Here is a 16,932-nt window from a genome sequence, read left to right as displayed (position 1 = left end):
ACTTTCTGAAATTCAAAAATTATCCAGTAAATTCAATTGACATAAGCGTGAGCCTTCGCGATTTTTTACGCGTGGTGCCTGTGAGTGTTTTTATGCCGATATATAGCCAAAAGATATTTTCAGGTGCGCTTTTCTTAAGGGAGTTTTGTTATGGGTTTGACCCCACTTAAGGCCGTCAGAAATGTCACGGCCGCTGCTGCTGTTCTGGCGTCCTTTGCGACCGTTCTGACGGCGCAGGAGAAACCAAATGTGCTCGTGATCTGGGGGGATGACATTGGTCAATCCAATATCTCCGCCTACACGATGGGTCTGATGGGCTATCGCACGCCAAACATCGACCGCGTGGCCAATGAAGGCATGATCTTCACCGACTACTATGGTGAGCAATCCTGTACTGCAGGACGCTCGTCCTACATCATGGGGCAATCGGTGTTCCGCACCGGCCTGTCCAAAGTGGGCCTGCCCGGCGCAGAGCTGGGTATGCAGGAAGAAGATCCAACCATCGCAGGTCTTTTGAAGGCAGAAGGCTATATGACCGGTCAGTTTGGCAAAAACCACCTTGGTGACAAGGATGAGCACCTGCCAACAAACCATGGTTTTGACGAATTTTTTGGTAACCTTTACCACCTGAACGCAGAAGAAGAGCCCGAGAACGAAGACTATCCAGGCGACGCGACCCTGCCTGATGGCCGTTCGTTCCGTGAGGCTTTTGGCCCACGTGGTGTGATCAAGTCTTCCGCTGATGGCGAAATCGAAGATACCGGCCCGCTGACCAAGAAGCGCATGGAAACCGTTGACGAGGAAACCGTCAATGCGGCCATCGATTTCATCAAACGTGCCAATGAACAGGGCAAGCCTTTCTACGTTTGGTGGAACGGTACACGTATGCACTTCCGCACACACGTGAAGGAAGAGATGCGCGGCAAGGCCAACGATCTGGCGGGTCGTCAGCTGGATGAATACAGCGCTGGTATGATCGAGCACGATATTCAGGTTGGCCAACTGCTGGATGTGCTGGATGAGCTGGGCATCGCAGACAATACCATCGTGCACTACTCCACCGACAACGGCCCTCACATGAACACATGGCCGGATGCGGGCATGACCCCATTCTGGGGCGAAAAGAACACCAACTGGGAAGGCGCTTTCCGCGTGCCATCCATGGTGCGCTGGCCGGGTAAGATCGAAGCGGGCTCTGTCTCCAACGAGATCATGCACCATATGGACTGGCTGCCAACCATTCTGGCCGCAGCTGGACGTGACAACATCAAGGAAGAGCTGAAAGCGGGCGGTGTTCAGGCGATTGGGCGTGAATACAAAGTCCACTTGGACGGCTACAACTTCCTGCCAGTGCTGACCGGTGAAGCCGAAGTTGGGCCACGTAAAGAGATTTTCTACTTCTCTGACGAAGGGGATCTGACCGCGCTGCGGTTCCAGGATTGGAAACTGATGTTCATGGAGCAGAAAGCCTGGGGCACGCTGCGTGCATGGCTTGAGCCCTGGACCGAACTGCGTGCGCCACTGATCTTCAACCTGCGCCGCGATCCTTATGAGCGGTCTTACCGCACTTCCAACACCTACTATGACTGGTGGCTCGATCGCGCGTACTTCCTGGTGCCTGCACAGCAGTATGTGGCCAACTTCCTTGAGACCTTCCAGGAGTTCCCACCACGCCAGAAAGCGGCAAGCTTCAGCCTCGATCAGGTGATCGAAAAGATGGCGGCCCCTGTGGGTGACTGATCTTTGATAAAATATGGAGGGACGCGCCCAAGGGTGCGTCCTTCGCTTCTATCACTGTTTGATTTCGAAAATCGGAGACTTTTGATGCGGCTTTTTGTTGGTGCTGGCCTGTTGGCGGCTGCTTGGATGGGACCTGTGATGGCGGATCCACTGCCTTCTTGGCAGGGCGAGTCCAAAGAGAAGATCATTTCCTTTGTGGAAGCCGTTTCTGAAGTGGGGGGCGCGGACTATGTGACGCCCGCCGACCGTGTTGCCGTGTTTGACAATGACGGGACGCTCTGGGCGGAACAACCGGTCTATTTTCAATTGATTTTTGCGGTGGATCAGGTGGCCAAGCTGGCCGCGCAAGATCCCTCGATCCTGACCAGCGATGCTCTGAAGGCTGCTGCGGCGGGCGACTATGAGGCGCTGGCAGCGACGGGTAAGGAAGGCTTGCTTGAGGTGCTCGCGGCCTCCCATACAGAAGTGTCGCTTTATCAGTTCCAGCAGGACGTTGCGGCCTGGCTGGAAGAGGCGCGCCACCCCAAAACTGGCCTGCGCTATGATGAGATGACCTATCAGCCGATGGTCGAACTGCTGCGCTATCTGCGCGATGAGGGGTTTCAAACCTACATTGTTTCCGGCGGCGGCATTCAGTTCATGCGGGTTTTTGCAGAGGACGCCTATGGCATTCCTCCACAGCAGGTGATCGGCAGCTCCATCACCTCAAGCTATGAAATGATCGATGGCGTGCCGGTGATCATGAAAGGTGCAGAACTGTTCTTCAATGATGACAAGGCTGGCAAGCCTGTGGGCATCATGCACCACATTGGCAAACAGCCCATTCTGGCCGGGGGCAACTCCGATGGCGATTTTGAGATGCTGGAATTCACCACCACCGGCGAAGGGGCGCGGCTGGGCGTTTATGTGCATCACACCGATGCGGAGCGTGAGTGGGCCTATGATCGGGAAGGCCATATCGGTGTCTTGAACCGCGGTCTTGACGAGGCGGATGCGCGGGGCTGGGTTCTGATTGACATGAAAGAGGACTGGAGCCGGATTTTCACGGGCGAGGGTGCAGAATAATCATGGGCACGATGGAGCAGATCCAAGCGTTAAAAGAGCGCATGCAGCAATCAATTATTGGTCAGGAGGCGGTGATTGACCGCCTGCTGGTCGGGCTGTTGGCCAATGGCAACCTTTTGCTGGAGGGGCTGCCTGGCCTCGCCAAGACCCGTGCCGTGAAGGCCCTGGCCAAAAATATGGAGTGTGATTACTCTCGCATCCAGTTCACCCCGGATCTTTTGCCGGCAGATGTGACCGGCACAGAGATGTACTTTCAGAGTGACGCTGGTGGTCAGTTCAAATTTCAGCCGGGCCCGATTTTTGCCAATATCGTGCTGGCCGATGAGATCAACCGCGCGCCTGCGAAAGTGCAGGCGGCGTTGCTCGAAGCGATGGAAGAGCGGCAGGTAACTGTTGCGGGCACCACGCATAAAATGGCGCCGCTGTTTATGGTTTTGGCCACGCAGAACCCGGTGGAGCAGGAAGGCACTTATCCGCTGCCCGAAGCGCAGATGGACCGGTTCCTGATGCATGTGCGCATTGAGTATCCCCCTCTGGCGGATGAGATCGAAGTGATCCGTCTTGTGCGCCGCGAAGAGCAGGCGGCGCTGATGGCGCAGACCCAGGAGGGCGGGGCAGAAGCGCCGCGTCCACCGATTGCGCAGGATGTGGTGTTTGACGCGCGGCGCGAGATCGCGGCTTTGCACTGCGCTGAGGCGATGGAAACCTATATGGCCACCATCGTGCAGGCCACACGCACCCCGGCGGAGTTTGGCGACACCCTTGCCAAATGGATTGAGATTGGTGCCAGCCCGCGTGCCTCGCTGGCCTTGGATCGCTGCGCGCGCACCCATGCCTGGCTGGCGGGTCGCGACTATGTGGATCCGGAAGATGTGCGCGCGATTGCGCCGGATGTGCTGCGTCATCGGTTGGCGCTCAGCTATGAGGCGCAGGGCACGGGCGTGTCTGCGGATCAAGTGGTGGCAGAGGTGCTTGCGCAGGTGGCCTTGCCCTAAGCGGGTTTGCGGAGGCAAGAGACAATGCGATTTTCCATGGGGAAACACCGAGCTGCTCTGTCGCGCATGGGGCTTGGCGCGCCTGCGTCGGAGAAGACGAGCGCGACAGACCCGCGCATTCACGTGAGCCTGTCACATTTGCGCGGCCTGGCCCCGGCGGCGCGGGCGATTTCTTTCCTGCCGCGTCAGCCAGCGACCTCCGCATTGCAGGGGCGGCACCGTTCGCGCATTCGCGGACGTGGGTTGGATTTTGAAGAGCTGCGCGACTATCTGCCGGGGGATGATGTGCGCGCGATTGACTGGAAGGTCACGGCGCGGGCGGGCAAACCCTATGTGCGGGTCTACTCCGAGGAGCGTGATCGCCCCACATTGATTGTGGTGGATCAGCGCATGTCCATGTTTTTTGGCTCCGTGCGCAACACCAAGGCTGTGACGGCCGCAGAATGTGCGGCCATTGCCGCCCATCGGGTGACGGCGCAGGGGGATCGCGTGGGCGGCATTGTCTTTGGCGATCAGGATATGGTGGAGCTGCGTCCCGGACGCGGGCAGGCCGCACTGACGCGTATGTTAACGGCGGTTGCCACCGCCAATGCCAGGCTGAGTGCTACAGCGCCAACGGTCACACCCATGGCGCTGAATGACGTTCTGAAATCTGTGCGCAAGCTTGCCACACGGGATCATCTCGTCATCTTGATCAGTGATTTTGATGCGGCTGATGCGGCGACAGAGCGCCATCTGGGCACCATTGCGCAACACAATGATTTGGTTTTGGCAGTGGTGCGGGACCCGGCATCGGCGCAGTTGCCGGAAGCGGGCACGATTACCGGGACAGATGGCGCAAAACAGGCGGAGCTGAACATGTCAGATGCGCAGATGCGCTCTGATGTTCTGGCGCTGTCTGCGGATCGTCTGGCGCAGGTCCGTACATGGCAAAATCGTATTGGCCTGTCTGTTCTGTCGCTCAGCACAGCGGAAGAGACTTTGCCGCAGGTGGTTCAGGCGCTGGGAGGCGTGAGGCGATGAATGAGACCCAAACGCAGCAGGCAGCAGGGACGCAGGCGCAGGGGGACACAGACAGCCTCGTCGGCCTGATGAACCAGCTTGCGGAGGTGCCTGACCCGGCGGCTGTTTCTATGATGCCACAGACCGCCGGTTGGGCGGTTCTGGCGGCTGTTTTGCTTTTGGTTGCGGTTTGGCGTGGCTGGGTGCGCTGGAAAAGATATCAGGCCAATGCCTATCGTCGAGAAGCTCTGCAGGCGTTGAGTGGAGCAGGGGAAGATGTGGTAATGATCTCCACAGTCCTCAAACGCACTGCGCTGACGGCTTATGGGCGTGAGGCTGTGGCCTCTCTGAGTGGTACGGCGTGGTTGCGGTTTTTGGCGCAAACTGGTCAGGAAGCGGCTTTTGAGACCGGGGCAGGACGGGTGCTTGCAACGGCGGCCTATGTGGCGGGGCCTGTGAGCGGAGGGGCTGAGGTGGCGCAGCTTGCACGCAAATGGATCAAAACACATGATCCAGCCCATCCCCTGCAAGACCTATTGGCGGAGGCTGGAGATGTTTGAACTGACGCATCCCTGGGTTTTTGTTTTGCTGCCCCTGCCATGGCTTGTGCGGCTTCTGGCACCTGCGTTTCGACAACGTGATGATGCGCTGAGATTGCCGTTTTTCGCTGCGCTGACAGAACGCACCGGCGCGGTTGTGCGCGATGGGGCGACGGTTGTTGCCCATAAACGGCGGGCTTTGTTGGTTGGAGCCGTGATCTGGGCGCTTGGGCTTTTGGCTTTGGCGGAGCCAGTGCGTTTGGGGCCGCCGCAAGAAATCACCAAAGCGACGCGCGATGTGATTTTGGCGATTGATATCTCCGGCTCCATGGATGCGGTGGATTTCCCCGGGGCAGATGGCGCGCCGCAGCAGCGTCTTGCGGCTGTTCAGGACGTGGTGGCGGAGTTTCTGGAGAAAAGGCAGGGGGATCGGGTTTCTCTGATTGTTTTTGGATCCCGTGCCTATGTGCAGGCCCCTCTGACCGAAGATCTGGACACCGTCGAAGCGCTGTTGGGACAGACGCAGGTGGGCATGGCCGGGCCACACACCGCGTTGGGCGATGCGATTGGCCTTGCGATCCATAGCTTTGAGGCTAGCGAAATCGAAGAGCGGCTGTTGATCTTATTGTCAGATGGCAATGATACCGCCAGCCGGATGAGCCCTGTGAATGCAGCGGAGATTGCCAGTGACAAAGGGGTGACCATGTTTGCCATTGGTGTGGGGGATCCGGAGGGCACTGGAGAAGACCGTCTTGATATGGATGCATTGAGTGATTTGGCGCAACGTACGGGCGGAGAAGGTTTTTTTGCCGCTGATAGTGCGGCGCTTGAGGCAATTTACAATGAAATTGATGCCCAGACACCGCGCGATCAAGACACGCTGAGCTGGCGCCCACGAGAACCGCTGGGTCATTATGCGCTGATGGGGGCGGTTGCGTTGGGGATGGTGCTGATGCTGGCTTTCTGGGGGCGTGGCATGCGGAGGCCGGTGCGATGACGGGTGAGACGGCAATGGTGTATCTTGAGGCGTTTCATTTTTTGCGAGGCTGGCTGTTTTTGGCGGCGATACCGGTTGTTGTGATCTGGTGGCAGACGCGACGGAAATCCTCTGCCGCTGGGCTGCGCAGTGACTGGATCGCACCGCATCTGGCAGCGGCCCTGACCGTGCCGGGAAACAGTTCAAGAGGCGTGCAGCCCATTGATGTGATTGCGCTTGTCTTGCTGTTGTTGATCAGCGCTGCTGCGGGTCCCACATGGAGCCGTGCGCCGGCGCCTTTTGCAGCGCAGACCGCGCCTTTGGTAATTGTGATGCAGGTCACGCCGTCGATGGAGGGCACGGATGTGGCACCCAGCCGACTGGCGCGAGCCAAACAGAAGGCGATGGATCTGTTGGAGTTGCGCGCAGGCGCGCGTACGGCGCTTGTGGGCTACGCAGGGTCGGCGCATGTGGTGGTGCCGATGAGCGAAGACCCCGGCGTGATGCAGCCCTATCTTGAGGGGCTGTCTCCGGATGTGATGCCCATTGAGGGGCGGGACGTGGCACAGGGCTTTGCGCTGGCGCAGAGTTTGCTGGCGCGGGAAGCCAGTGCGGGTGGGATTGTTTTCCTGCTTGATGAGCTGGCGGCAGCGGATGTGGCCGCACTCGAAGACACAAGCGCCACTAGCGCGTCTGTGTCACAGGAAGGCGCGGCGGAAGACGCCCCGCCTGCGGAGAACGGACAGGTGGCCTCTTTGAGCTTTCTGTATCTCTTGCCGGAGGACGCTGCCCTGCCGTCTGGTCCAACCGGCAGTACGGCCCATATCGTGACGTCGGATGGGCGGGATGTGGCGGCTGTGGAGCGGTCGCTGGCCTCAGCCTATCAACGGGCGCAGTTGGACAACGAAGCCCAGCCTTGGGAAGATCGCGGCGCTTGGCTGGTTTGGCCTGCATTGCTTTTATTGCTGCTGTGGTTTCGGCGCGGCATGGCCGTGCGGTGGGCGGCGCAAATGGCTTTTGTTCTGTGGGTCTTACAGCCACAGGTGGCGCATGCGGATGGCTGGCGAGACTGGTTTTTGACGCCCGATCAGCAAGGCTGGATTGCCTATCAGAACAAAGACTATGCGCGCGCCGCAGAAGCTTTTGCGGATCCGTATCTGCGGGGCGTCGCGCTTTATCGGGGGGGGCAATATGAGGTCGCGGCTGAGGAAATGTCCCGGCTGGAGACTGCGGATGCCGCCTTTATTGAAGGCATGGCGCATTTGAAATCCCGTGGCTACCGAGACGGTGTGCGCGCGTTTGAGCGTGCGCTTGCGCTTGATCCGGCACATGAGGCGGCGGCGCAGAACCTGCCCGTGTCCAAAGAGATCGTGACCTATGTGGAAACCACGCGGGAGCAATCCGACACCGGTGAGGATCGCGGCATCGGCGCGGATGACGTGGTGTTTGACAATGAATCCGGTAAGGGCGTGGAGACGCAGATTGAGGCGTCTGAAGAGGACAGCCCAGAGGCGCATTTGTCCACAGATCAGTGGATGCGCACAGTGGACACGCGTACCGAAGATTTTCTGAAGCAGCGTTTTCGGCTTGAAGCGGCGCAACGCAAGAGTGCTGAGACTGCGGGTGCGCAGGAGGCAGAGCAATGACGTGGATTTTGAGATGCCTCGCGTGCCTTGTGTTGGTGAGCGGCGCAGTTTTTGCCCAAGAGCAACCTGACCCAGAGGCGAATGCTGCTGCAGGGCAGGCGGCACAGGCGCAAATCGAGGTGCAGTTTGAGAAGACGGAAACCGTGCCGGGGCAGCCCCTGACTCTGCGGTTGACTGTTTTTGTGCCCACATTCATGCCGGATCCGCCGATTTGGCCTGATTTTGAGAGTGCGAACCTCTTGGTGCAATTGCCGAAAAAAGCCAGCACGGCCACAAGCAAAACGGTGGGCGGTGAGACCTGGTCCGGGATCACGCGGCGCTATCAGATCACCCCTTTGGTGCCGGGGACGTTTACCTTGCCTGCCAGCGATGTTCAGGTGCGTTATCAGGCCGAAAGCGGCAGCGATGTGATCGAAGAAAGCCTTGCGGTGCCTGAGATCACACTCACTGGGGTGATGCCCGAAGGGGCCGAAGGCCTTGATCCCTTTATTGCGGCCAATGATTTGAAGCTGTCTCAAAAGGTGGAAGGCACGCCCGAAGATCTGAAGGCTGGGGACAGTTTTACGCGAGTTGTGACGGCAGAGATTGACGGCGTAACGCCGATGTTTTTGCCATCTTTGGTATCTGAGGAAGTACCCGGTGGGCTGCGTGCCTATCCTGAGACACCGCAGGTGGAGGAGAAAGAAGATCGTGGTCTTCTGACAGGGCTGCGCACAGAAACCGTTGTCTATGTTGCCGAAGGGGGCGTGGATGGGGTTCTGCCTGAGATCACGCTGAGGTGGTACAACCTGAAGACCCAAAGCCTTGAGGAGGCCACCCTGCCTGAGATCGCTGTCAAAGCGTCGGCACCTTTGGTTGCGGTTGGGCCTGAGGGGAGAGACTACACACGTCTGATACCTTTGGTTGGCGTGGCGGCTTTGCTTATTGTGCTGGCCTTTGCGGCGCGGATTTGGCTGGCGGAGCCTTTGGCGGCCTATCTGACTGCGCGCCGCCAAAGACATGTGGCAAGCGCGCGCTATGCGTGGAAACGTTTGCAAGGCGCTGTGAAACAGCAGGACCTGCTGCAGACGCAGGAGGCCTTTGCGCTCTGGCGTGCGCGTGTTGTGGGGGTAGACCCGGCAGCGGAGGCCGCAGTCACGGAGGCGTTTTTTGCCCTTGGGCGTGGTCGCTATGGGCGAGAGACATCATCGCAGGTCGTCGCGGATTGGAAGGCTTTGGCGCAGAAATTACATGGACTGCACGGAACGGCGCGCTATCCTTTAAGAAATGAGACAGCCGCTTTGATGGCTCTAAACCCTGTGGCGACACAGCTAAAGTGAAAGACCCCGAATGTTCCGAATGATCGGTAGCCTGCTGTGCGCGGGGGCTTTTGCCGCTGTTGCCGCCGCCACCTCTGCATCTGCGCAAGATACATCGCAAGCCGCGCAGGAGGTGCCGGAGTATGTTGGCTCTCAGGCCTGTGTGTCCTGTCACGAAGATGCCGCAGAAAACTGGGAGATGTCCCATCATGCACAGGCCTGGCGGATGCCGGGGCCAGACATGTTGGTGGGGGCGTTTGAAGGGGAGGTCTTTGAACATGATGGGATGCAGGCGACCTTCACCACAGAGGGCGATGCGCGGATTGTCACCGTGTTGGAAAAAGACGGCATCGAGCGCCGCTATACCGTGCATTCTGTTGGTGGGGTGACGCCACTTGAACATCTGATCCTTGAGACTGGCAAAGGCCGGATGCAGAGTTTTGATGTGGTCTGGGATGTTGAGCAGAAGGCGTGGTTCCATCTGTATCCCGATCAGGACCTGCCACCGCAGGACGCCTATCACTGGAGTGGAGCTTATAAGAACTGGAACGCGCGCTGCGCGGAATGCCATGCTACGGGGTTTGAGAAAAACTACGATTTTCGCACCAAACGCTACGCCTCCACGCAGGTGGAGATTGGCGTGGGCTGCGAGGCCTGTCATGGACCGGGGGCTGCGCATCTGGAAATCGTACAAGAGGGGACGACACCGCCGGGGCGCTATGCGATTGCCTTAAATGACTGGGGCTTTTCGGCGGAGATGGGAGACCCGCAAAAGGCCATGGAGCAATGTGCGGGCTGCCATTCCCGGCGCGAAGCCTTTGGAGAGGGCAATCCGCTGCCGGGGACAGCTTTTGCGGAGGCGTATAACCTCGCAATGCTGCGGCCGGGTTTGTATCACGCGGATGGCCAGATCCTTGATGAAGTCTATGTTTATGGGTCGTTCAAACAATCCAAAATGCACGATGCAGGTGTCACCTGTGCCAATTGCCACGAACCCCACAGCAGCGCCCTGGTCGCAGAGGGCAATGCGATCTGCACACAGTGTCACTCTGAGGCTGGAAATCCTGATTTTCCCACGTTGCGACTGGCAGAATATGACAGTGTTGCCCACACGAAACACGCGGAAGACAGCGAAGGTGGGCAATGCGTGAGCTGCCACATGATGGATCAGGTCTATATGGGCAACGATTGGCGTCGCGATCACAATTTCCGCGTGCCGCGCCCGGATGTCTCCGCAAGATTGAATACTCCGGATGCCTGCACCCGATGTCACAGCGATGAGGACAGTGACTGGGCGGCGGCGCAGGTGGCGGCATGGTTTCCTCAAGGACGCTGGCGCACCCCGCATTATGGGGATGTTCTGGCGCGAGGGCGCGGCAACTCGCAAGCCGCAGCTGGTGAGCTGATGGCGCTTGCGCAGGACGCCAGTCAGGCGGATATGGTCAGAGCGACAGCGCTTTGGCTGTTGGGGCCGGGCGCCAATGCGCTGGATTTGGCAGAGCTGGGGGCCTTTTTAGAGGATCCTGACCCACAGGTGCGGGTTGGCGCGCTGGATGCTTTGAAGGAACGGGCCGCCGTGGCCTCGGCTCCCTATCTGATCAAAGGGCTCAATGATGAAGTGCGTGCGGTGCGGATCGCCGCAGCGCGGGCGATCATGGGGCAACCTGCCTCGCGGATGCCAGACAGCCTGCGCCCATATGTTGGGCAGGCCTATCAGGAATTTGGCGCCATGGTGCGCAACCAGTTGGACTTCGCAGAGGCGCATTTGCAGGTGGCGGGCTATTCGATGGTGGCTGGCAATATCCCGGCAGCCATTGCCTCTTTGAGGGAAGCTGTCCGTATCAACCCTCAAAATGTTCAGGCATGGCAGTCACTTGTGCGCCTTTCTGCGCAAACTGAGGGGCGGGCCGCCGCTGCGCGTCATCTGCGAAGAGCATTGCGCTACAACCCGGAAGATCAGGTGTTGCAGCAAATGGCAGATCAGCTATAGGTAGCAGCACAGGCACCCCTGAGCCGCTTAACCCTTAGGTTTTGCTACAACCTTTCGACGGAGTCGGTTGTTTTAGCTAGGTTGCAAGTCTATCTATCGGAAAACAAATAGGGGGAGAGCGTTGATGCGCGACGGCAGTATTCTGGCATTCATTGCCATATTGCCCTTTTTGGGTGCTTTGATGCCGGGGATCATGATACGGGCGGGGCGCAATGCCTGTGCATCGTTCACGGCCGTGCCTACGGTGCTTGCCTTACTCTTGTTGCTGACACAGGCGCCTGCGGTGATGCGCGGCGAAGTCCTGTCCACAACAATCGACTGGCTGCCGCAACTTGGCCTGTCTGCGAGTTTCTTTCTGGATGGTTTGGGGCTCTTGTTTGCGGGGATGATCCTCGGCGTTGGGCTTTTGGTCATCCTTTACGCGCGTTTCTACCTATCCGCCAAAGATCCGATGGGGCAGTTTTACACGTATCTGTTGCTGTTCCAGGGCGCGATGCTGGGCATTGTCCTGTCTGACAACATCCTGCTTTTGCTTATCTTCTGGGAGATGACCTCTCTTTCCTCTTTCCTCCTGATTGGCTATTGGAAACATCTGCCGGAAGGGCGGCAAGGCGCACGCATGGCGCTGACAGTGACGGGGGCCGGGGGGCTCGCGATGATCGGGGGCATGCTGATCCTTGGCAATATTGTGGGCAGCTACAATCTCACTGACATTCTGGCACAGGGCGATGTGATCAAGGCGAGTGAGTGGTATCTGCCTGCGCTCATTCTGATCCTGTTGGGGGCGTTCACGAAATCTGCGCAGTTCCCTTTCCATTTCTGGTTGCCACATGCCATGGCCGCGCCGACGCCGGTTTCGGCCTATCTGCACAGTGCGACGATGGTGAAAGCCGGTGTCTTCCTGATGGCTCGGATGTGGCCCGCCCTCGCTGGCACCGACGCGTGGTTTTATCTCGTGGCAACCATAGGTCTGATCACGATGGTGCTGGGCGCTGTGATCGCTTTGTTCAAGGATGACTTGAAGGGGCTTCTGGCGTTCTCAACGGTCAGCCACTTGGGTTTGCTGACCATGTTGCTGGGCTTTGGCACCAAAGCTGCGGCGATTGCAGCTGTGTTTCACATCATCAACCATCTGACCTTCAAAGCCGCGTTGTTTATGACGGCAGGGATTGTTGATCACGAGGCGCACACACGCGACATCAAGCGTTTGGGCGGTCTGGCAAAGCTGATGCCGATCACCGCCATCATTGGCACGATCACGGCCTTGTCCATGGCGGGGATTATTCCGCTCAATGGCTTTATTTCCAAAGAGATGATGCTGGAAGAGACGCTGCATACCACATGGTATCATAACCCCTGGCTTGTGCCGGTTCTGGCGACGCTGGGGGCGAGCTTTTCTGTAGCTTACTCCTTCCGGTTCATTTTCCATGTGTTTGGCGGCCCGGTGCGCGATGATTACCCGGCCAAGCCGCATGATCCGCCCTTTGGTCTTTACGCCGCGCCTGCGATTTTGAGCGTTCTGGTTGTGGTGATTGGTCTGTTGCCACATCTCGCGGAACCTTTGGTGAAGGTGGCCTCCAGTGCCGTGGTAGGGGCGGAAACCAAGCCGTACCTGAAAATTTGGCATGGTCTGAACACAGCGCTGTTCATGTCTGCTGTGGCCGTGGTTTTGGGTGCTGTGCTCTTGTTGCTGCATGGCGGCTTGGACAAGATCTGGAATCGCATGCCCCGCCCAGAAGCCAAAGACATGTTTGACCGCGTCATGACGGCGGCGCTTGCGACGGCGCGCAGGATCACGGAGGGCACCCACAATGGGGTGATGAGCCGCTATCTCGCTGTCTTTGTGGTGTTTACCGTTGGGCTAGGCTACCACGCCTATGCAACCGGTGGACTTGGGCCTGTGACACGCGCGCTTCTGCCTGTGCCGCCTCTTGTCTGGGTCGGATGGGTGGCGATGATTGCGGCGGCCTGGCTTGTGGTGAGCCAGCATCGCAATCGCTTCCGCTCCCTGATCTTTATTTCCATTATCGGTTTGATGATTTCCGGTGGCTTTGTCTATCTATCTGCGCCCGATCTGGCGCTCACGCAAATCTCCGTGGAAACCGTGACCATTCTGCTTTTGCTGTTGGCGCTTTACTTCTTGCCCAAGGAAACACCCGCGGAAAGCAGCACAAGCAAGCGGCTGCGTGATGGGGCGATTGCCGTGACAGCGGGCGTGGCTGTGGCAGCTTTGGCGATGGCGTTTCTATTGCGCGATGGCGAGAGCATTTCGGCTTATCACCTTGCCAATTCCTACAAAGGGGGCGGGGGCACCAATGTGGTCAACGTCATCTTGGTGGATTTCCGGGGCTATGACACCTATGGCGAGATCATCGTTTTGGGTATCGCGGGTCTGACCATTTATGCGCTGATGGACGCGCTGTTGCGTGGACCTGCGGCCAAACGGCTGCGCGACAGAACCTTCTCACCTGACCGTTCGCGGGATCGCCACCCGTTGATGATGGTGGTGGCCACACGTGCCATGCTGCCGATTGCGCTGATGGTTGGGGTCTATATCTTCCTGCGCGGTCACAATCAGCCCGGCGGTGGCTTTGTGGCTGGTCTCGTGGTCTCTATTGCACTGTTGATGCAGTATATGGCTTCTGGTTTTGCCTGGACACAGCTGCGCCAGCGTATGGAGTATCACACGATGATTGGCTGGGGCGTTTTGATTGCCGGGCTGACCGGTGTGGGGGCCTGGCTGGCAGGCAAGCCTTTCCTGACAAGCGCGTTTGGATATCTGCACTTCCCGCCTATCGAGGAATTTGAATGGGCCACGGCGATTGCCTTTGATCTGGGTGTGTTCCTTGCGGTTCTGGGGGCGGTGATGCTGATGCTTTACAGTCTGTCGCGGATTGCTCGGTTTGCGGGGGAGACGGTGAACGTGGAGCCGATGGATTATGATCCGTCCACGCAAGCAGAGGAGGCGTCAGAGGCGCCGCAGACACAGAAGGAGGGCCAGTGACATGGAAATGATTGTGGCCAGTGCCATTGGTGTTTTGACCGCCAGCGGGATCTACCTGATCCTGCGCTTGCGGGCCTTCCCGGTGATCCTTGGAATGGCGATGCTGTCTTATGCCGTGAACGTCTTTCTGTTTGCGACAGGGCGGCTGGCTGTCAATGCGCCACCGATCCTCAACAAATACGCGGATGTGGCCTATTCCGACCCTCTGCCACAAGCGCTGGTTCTGACAGCGATTGTGATCAGTTTTGGCATGACGGCGGTTTTGGTGATGATTGCGCTGGGCGCCTATCTCGAAGCAGACAATGACAAGATCGATATGACAGACGATGCGCCTGAAAATGCGTCGGAGCAGAAAGGGCGGGGCGCATGAACCACTGGATTATTGCACCGGTTGTGCTTCCGGCGCTTCTCGCGCCGATCATTGCCTATGTGATGCGCCACGACATTGTCTTGGCGCGCTGGGCTTCGACAGCGGGCACTGTTGCCCTCGCGGCCATTGCGCTTGGCCTTGCTGTGCTGGCCTCTGATGGGGCCACCCATGTCTACTATCTTGGCAATTGGACTGCTCCATTCGGGATTGTGCTTGTGTTGGACCAGCTGTCGGCGATCATGGTGTTGCTGACCTCTGTGCTTGCGTTGATTGTGCTCTGGCATGCGATGGCCACGGGATGGGACAATCGTGGGCGGCATTTCCACGCGTTGTTTCAGTTTCAGCTGATGGGCGTCTGCGGGGCCTTTTTGACCGGGGATGCGTTCAACCTGTTTGTGTTCTTCGAAGTGCTTTTGATTGCCTCTTATGGTCTGATGATCCATGGCGGCGGCAAGGTGCGGCTGAAGGCTGGTCTGCAGTATGTTGTGATGAACCTTGCCGGCTCCACGCTGTTTTTGTTTGCGCTTGGGACGCTTTATGCGGCGACCGGAACGCTCAACCTTGCCGACCTGGCGGAAAAAGTGCGCCTGTTGCCCGTTGAGGATGCGGCGCTTTTGCGTGTGGCGGCGGTGCTTTTGCTGATGGTGTTTGCCATCAAAGCCGCGCTGTTTCCGGTGCAATTCTGGTTGCCGGGCACCTATGCCAATGCGCCAGCGCCGGTGGCGGCGCTTTTTGCCATCATGACCAAGGTCGGTGCCTATGCCATCATCCGCTTTTACACGTTGGTATTTGGGCCGGATGTGGTGGCCACACAGGGGCTTGCGGGCAGCTGGCTGGTGCCGGGCGCGATTATAACACTGGCGGTAGGGGCCTTTGGGGTTCTGGCGGCAAAGCGACTTATGCCGATGCTGTCTTTTGCTGTTGTAGGCTCAATGGGTACGTTGATGCTGGCTGTGGCGGCCTTCACGCCGGAGGCCATTGCCACAGCGATCTATTATCTTGTGCATTCCACCTTTGCCGCAGCGGCGCTGTTTCTGTTGGCGGATTTGGTGGTCAGCCGACGGCGGGATGACGCATTGCATCAACAGCCACCGGTTGTGCAGAATGGGCAGTTCGCAGCGCTGTTCTTTGTGGCGGCTATCGCAATGACAGGCATGCCGCCTTTGAGCGGGTTTCTGGGCAAGCTGTTGGTTCTGGATGCCGCGCAGGGCATGAGCTGGATGACAGCGGCTTGGAGCGCCATTCTGATTGGGTCATTGATCACGATTGTTGGTTTTGCGCGGGGCGGCAGCGTTTTGTTCTGGAAGGCGACCTCGCTGGTTGTCGCCGAGGATGGTAGCTCTGACATGGTTCCCCCCAAGGCGCAGGAGGCTGCACCAGCGACGGTGTTGCAATTTGCGCCTGTGGCACTGTCATTGGTATTGCTGGGGCTTCTGGCCGCGTTGGCGGGGCCGTTGGTGGGCTATTTCGACGGCGCAGCGGCGCAGTTGTTCGATGTTGAGCATTATGTATCTGCCGTTCTGGGCGGCAATGGGGAGGTGTTGAAATGAGGCGTCGTTTGCTGCCACACCCGCTTTTCAGCCTGTCACTTCTCGTGGTTTGGCTGATGCTTGTGAATAAGGTCACGCCGGGCAATGTCCTTTTGGGAGCAATCCTTGGGGTGTTTGTGCCGATGTTGACGGCACCTTATTGGCCGGGGCAACCACATATCAAAAAGCCGTTCAAAGTGGTGGAATATGTTCTTGTGGTGATTTGGGACATTGTGGTCGCCAACTTTCAGGTTGCGCGCATCATTCTGTTCAAACGCAATGAAGATATTCAGTCCGGCTGGGTCTGCGTGCCGCTTGAGATCACCTCACCAGAAGCCATCACGCTGTTGGCGGGAACCATCACGATGACGCCGGGCACGGTTTCGGCCATGTTGTCGGCCGATGGCACAAGCATTCTGGTGCATTATCTGCATGATGATGATCCGGATGCGATCATTGAAGAGATCAAGACCCGCTACGAGCGCCGTTTGAAGGAGATTTTCCCATGATCAGCGTCGCCTTGTTTTTCGCATTTGCCTGTTTTGGTTTGGGGCTTTTGCTGTGTGTCTATCGTATCGCCATGGGGCCAACAGCTGCGGATCGCATTCTGGCGTTGGACACGATGGTCATCAACGTCATCGCGCTCTTGATCCTATATGGCATCCTCAAAGGCACGGCGATTTACTATGAGGCTTCCATGCTGGTGGCGATGGTTGGCTTTGTTTCTACGGTTGCCTACTGCCGCTTTGTGCTGCGCGGCGACATCATTGAGTGAAGG

14 protein-coding genes are annotated in these 16,932 nt (G+C 58.2%); all 14 read left to right on the top strand.

The genetic code is table 11. From position 1 onward, the window contains the following. The first annotated feature begins 150 nt into the window (after positions 1–150). The 14 genes from J7382_RS12115 (at position 151) to J7382_RS12050 (ending at position 16,929) form a co-directional block, all read left to right on the top strand. The gene (locus J7382_RS12115; protein WP_209069282.1) at positions 151–1,740 is read left to right on the top strand and encodes an arylsulfatase; all 1,590 of its coding nucleotides are present in this window, start codon (positions 151–153) and stop codon (positions 1,738–1,740) included. Between the two features lie 84 nt (positions 1,741–1,824). After that, the gene (locus J7382_RS12110) at positions 1,825–2,805 is read left to right on the top strand and encodes an HAD family hydrolase (RefSeq protein WP_209069281.1); all 981 of its coding nucleotides are present in this window, start codon (positions 1,825–1,827) and stop codon (positions 2,803–2,805) included. A 2-nt stretch (positions 2,806–2,807) separates the two neighbouring features. Continuing rightward, positions 2,808–3,800 carry a MoxR family ATPase gene (locus tag J7382_RS12105; RefSeq protein WP_209069280.1) on the top strand — a complete coding sequence of 331 codons (993 nt, stop codon included), beginning with the start codon at positions 2,808–2,810 and terminating at the stop codon, positions 3,798–3,800. A gap of 36 nt (positions 3,801–3,836) precedes the next feature. Beyond that, the gene (locus J7382_RS12100) at positions 3,837–4,823 is read left to right on the top strand and encodes a DUF58 domain-containing protein (protein WP_247744984.1); all 987 of its coding nucleotides are present in this window, start codon (positions 3,837–3,839) and stop codon (positions 4,821–4,823) included. Beyond that, positions 4,820–5,362: a DUF4381 domain-containing protein gene (locus J7382_RS12095; protein ID WP_209069279.1), complete on the top strand. Its 543-nt coding sequence runs from the start codon at positions 4,820–4,822 to the stop codon at positions 5,360–5,362. The genes J7382_RS12100 and J7382_RS12095 overlap by 4 nt, the downstream gene beginning before the upstream one ends. Next, complete coding sequence (locus tag J7382_RS12090) at positions 5,355–6,338, top strand: VWA domain-containing protein (RefSeq protein WP_209069278.1); 984 nt, start codon at positions 5,355–5,357, stop codon at positions 6,336–6,338. Before J7382_RS12095 ends, J7382_RS12090 begins: the two co-directional genes overlap by 8 nt. Beyond that, complete coding sequence (locus tag J7382_RS12085; RefSeq protein ID WP_247744983.1) at positions 6,335–7,963, top strand: VWA domain-containing protein; 1,629 nt, start codon at positions 6,335–6,337, stop codon at positions 7,961–7,963. The genes J7382_RS12090 and J7382_RS12085 overlap by 4 nt, the downstream gene beginning before the upstream one ends. Next, positions 7,960–9,282: a BatD family protein gene (locus J7382_RS12080; RefSeq protein ID WP_209069277.1), complete on the top strand. Its 1,323-nt coding sequence runs from the start codon at positions 7,960–7,962 to the stop codon at positions 9,280–9,282. The genes J7382_RS12085 and J7382_RS12080 overlap by 4 nt, the downstream gene beginning before the upstream one ends. A 10-nt stretch (positions 9,283–9,292) precedes the next feature. Then, on the top strand, positions 9,293–11,251 hold the full coding sequence (locus J7382_RS12075; RefSeq protein WP_209069276.1) for a multiheme c-type cytochrome: 1,959 nt from the start codon (positions 9,293–9,295) through the stop codon (positions 11,249–11,251). Positions 11,252–11,375: 124 nt separating this feature from the next. Next, positions 11,376–14,255, top strand: coding sequence for a monovalent cation/H+ antiporter subunit A (locus tag J7382_RS12070; protein WP_209069275.1), 2,880 nt, complete (start codon positions 11,376–11,378; stop codon positions 14,253–14,255). 1 nt (position 14,256) lies between these two features. After that, a complete protein-coding gene (locus tag J7382_RS12065; protein WP_209069274.1) occupies positions 14,257–14,625 on the top strand; it encodes a Na+/H+ antiporter subunit C in 369 nt (122 codons plus the stop codon). Next, entirely contained in the window at positions 14,622–16,175 is a 1,554-nt protein-coding gene (locus J7382_RS12060; RefSeq protein ID WP_209069273.1) for a monovalent cation/H+ antiporter subunit D, read from the top strand. Before J7382_RS12065 ends, J7382_RS12060 begins: the two co-directional genes overlap by 4 nt. Next, on the top strand, positions 16,172–16,663 hold the full coding sequence (locus tag J7382_RS12055) for a Na+/H+ antiporter subunit E (protein ID WP_209069272.1): 492 nt from the start codon (positions 16,172–16,174) through the stop codon (positions 16,661–16,663). Before J7382_RS12060 ends, J7382_RS12055 begins: the two co-directional genes overlap by 4 nt. Next, positions 16,660–16,929 (top strand): K+/H+ antiporter subunit F, encoded by a 270-nt coding sequence (locus tag J7382_RS12050; RefSeq protein ID WP_058241497.1) that lies wholly within the window; start codon positions 16,660–16,662, stop codon positions 16,927–16,929. The genes J7382_RS12055 and J7382_RS12050 overlap by 4 nt, the downstream gene beginning before the upstream one ends. Positions 16,930–16,932: the final 3 nt, after the last annotated feature.

Source organism: Shimia sp. R11_0 (assembly GCF_017744035.1).
GTDB classification, from domain to species: domain Bacteria; phylum Pseudomonadota; class Alphaproteobacteria; order Rhodobacterales; family Rhodobacteraceae; genus Shimia; species Shimia marina.
This window is presented reverse-complemented; position numbering and strand designations above follow the sequence as displayed.

Bases quoted from the DNA above. Each gene is read 5' to 3' on its own strand.
- J7382_RS12080 (WP_209069277.1), top strand. From the start codon at position 7,960: ATGACGTGGATTTTGAGATGCCTCGCGTGCCTTGTGTTGGTGAGCGGC.
- J7382_RS12085 (WP_247744983.1), top strand. From the start codon at position 6,335: ATGACGGGTGAGACGGCAATGGTGTATCTTGAGGCGTTTCATTTTTTG.
- J7382_RS12110 (WP_209069281.1), top strand. From the start codon at position 1,825: ATGCGGCTTTTTGTTGGTGCTGGCCTGTTGGCGGCTGCTTGGATGGGA.
- J7382_RS12050 (WP_058241497.1), top strand. From the start codon at position 16,660: ATGATCAGCGTCGCCTTGTTTTTCGCATTTGCCTGTTTTGGTTTGGGG.
- J7382_RS12105 (WP_209069280.1), top strand. From the start codon at position 2,808: ATGGGCACGATGGAGCAGATCCAAGCGTTAAAAGAGCGCATGCAGCAA.
- J7382_RS12100 (WP_247744984.1), top strand. From the start codon at position 3,837: ATGGGGAAACACCGAGCTGCTCTGTCGCGCATGGGGCTTGGCGCGCCT.
- J7382_RS12055 (WP_209069272.1), top strand. From the start codon at position 16,172: ATGAGGCGTCGTTTGCTGCCACACCCGCTTTTCAGCCTGTCACTTCTC.
- J7382_RS12065 (WP_209069274.1), top strand. From the start codon at position 14,257: ATGGAAATGATTGTGGCCAGTGCCATTGGTGTTTTGACCGCCAGCGGG.
- J7382_RS12095 (WP_209069279.1), top strand. From the start codon at position 4,820: ATGAATGAGACCCAAACGCAGCAGGCAGCAGGGACGCAGGCGCAGGGG.
- J7382_RS12115 (WP_209069282.1), top strand. From the start codon at position 151: ATGGGTTTGACCCCACTTAAGGCCGTCAGAAATGTCACGGCCGCTGCT.
- J7382_RS12060 (WP_209069273.1), top strand. From the start codon at position 14,622: ATGAACCACTGGATTATTGCACCGGTTGTGCTTCCGGCGCTTCTCGCG.
- J7382_RS12070 (WP_209069275.1), top strand. From the start codon at position 11,376: ATGCGCGACGGCAGTATTCTGGCATTCATTGCCATATTGCCCTTTTTG.
- J7382_RS12090 (WP_209069278.1), top strand. From the start codon at position 5,355: ATGTTTGAACTGACGCATCCCTGGGTTTTTGTTTTGCTGCCCCTGCCA.
- J7382_RS12075 (WP_209069276.1), top strand. From the start codon at position 9,293: ATGTTCCGAATGATCGGTAGCCTGCTGTGCGCGGGGGCTTTTGCCGCT.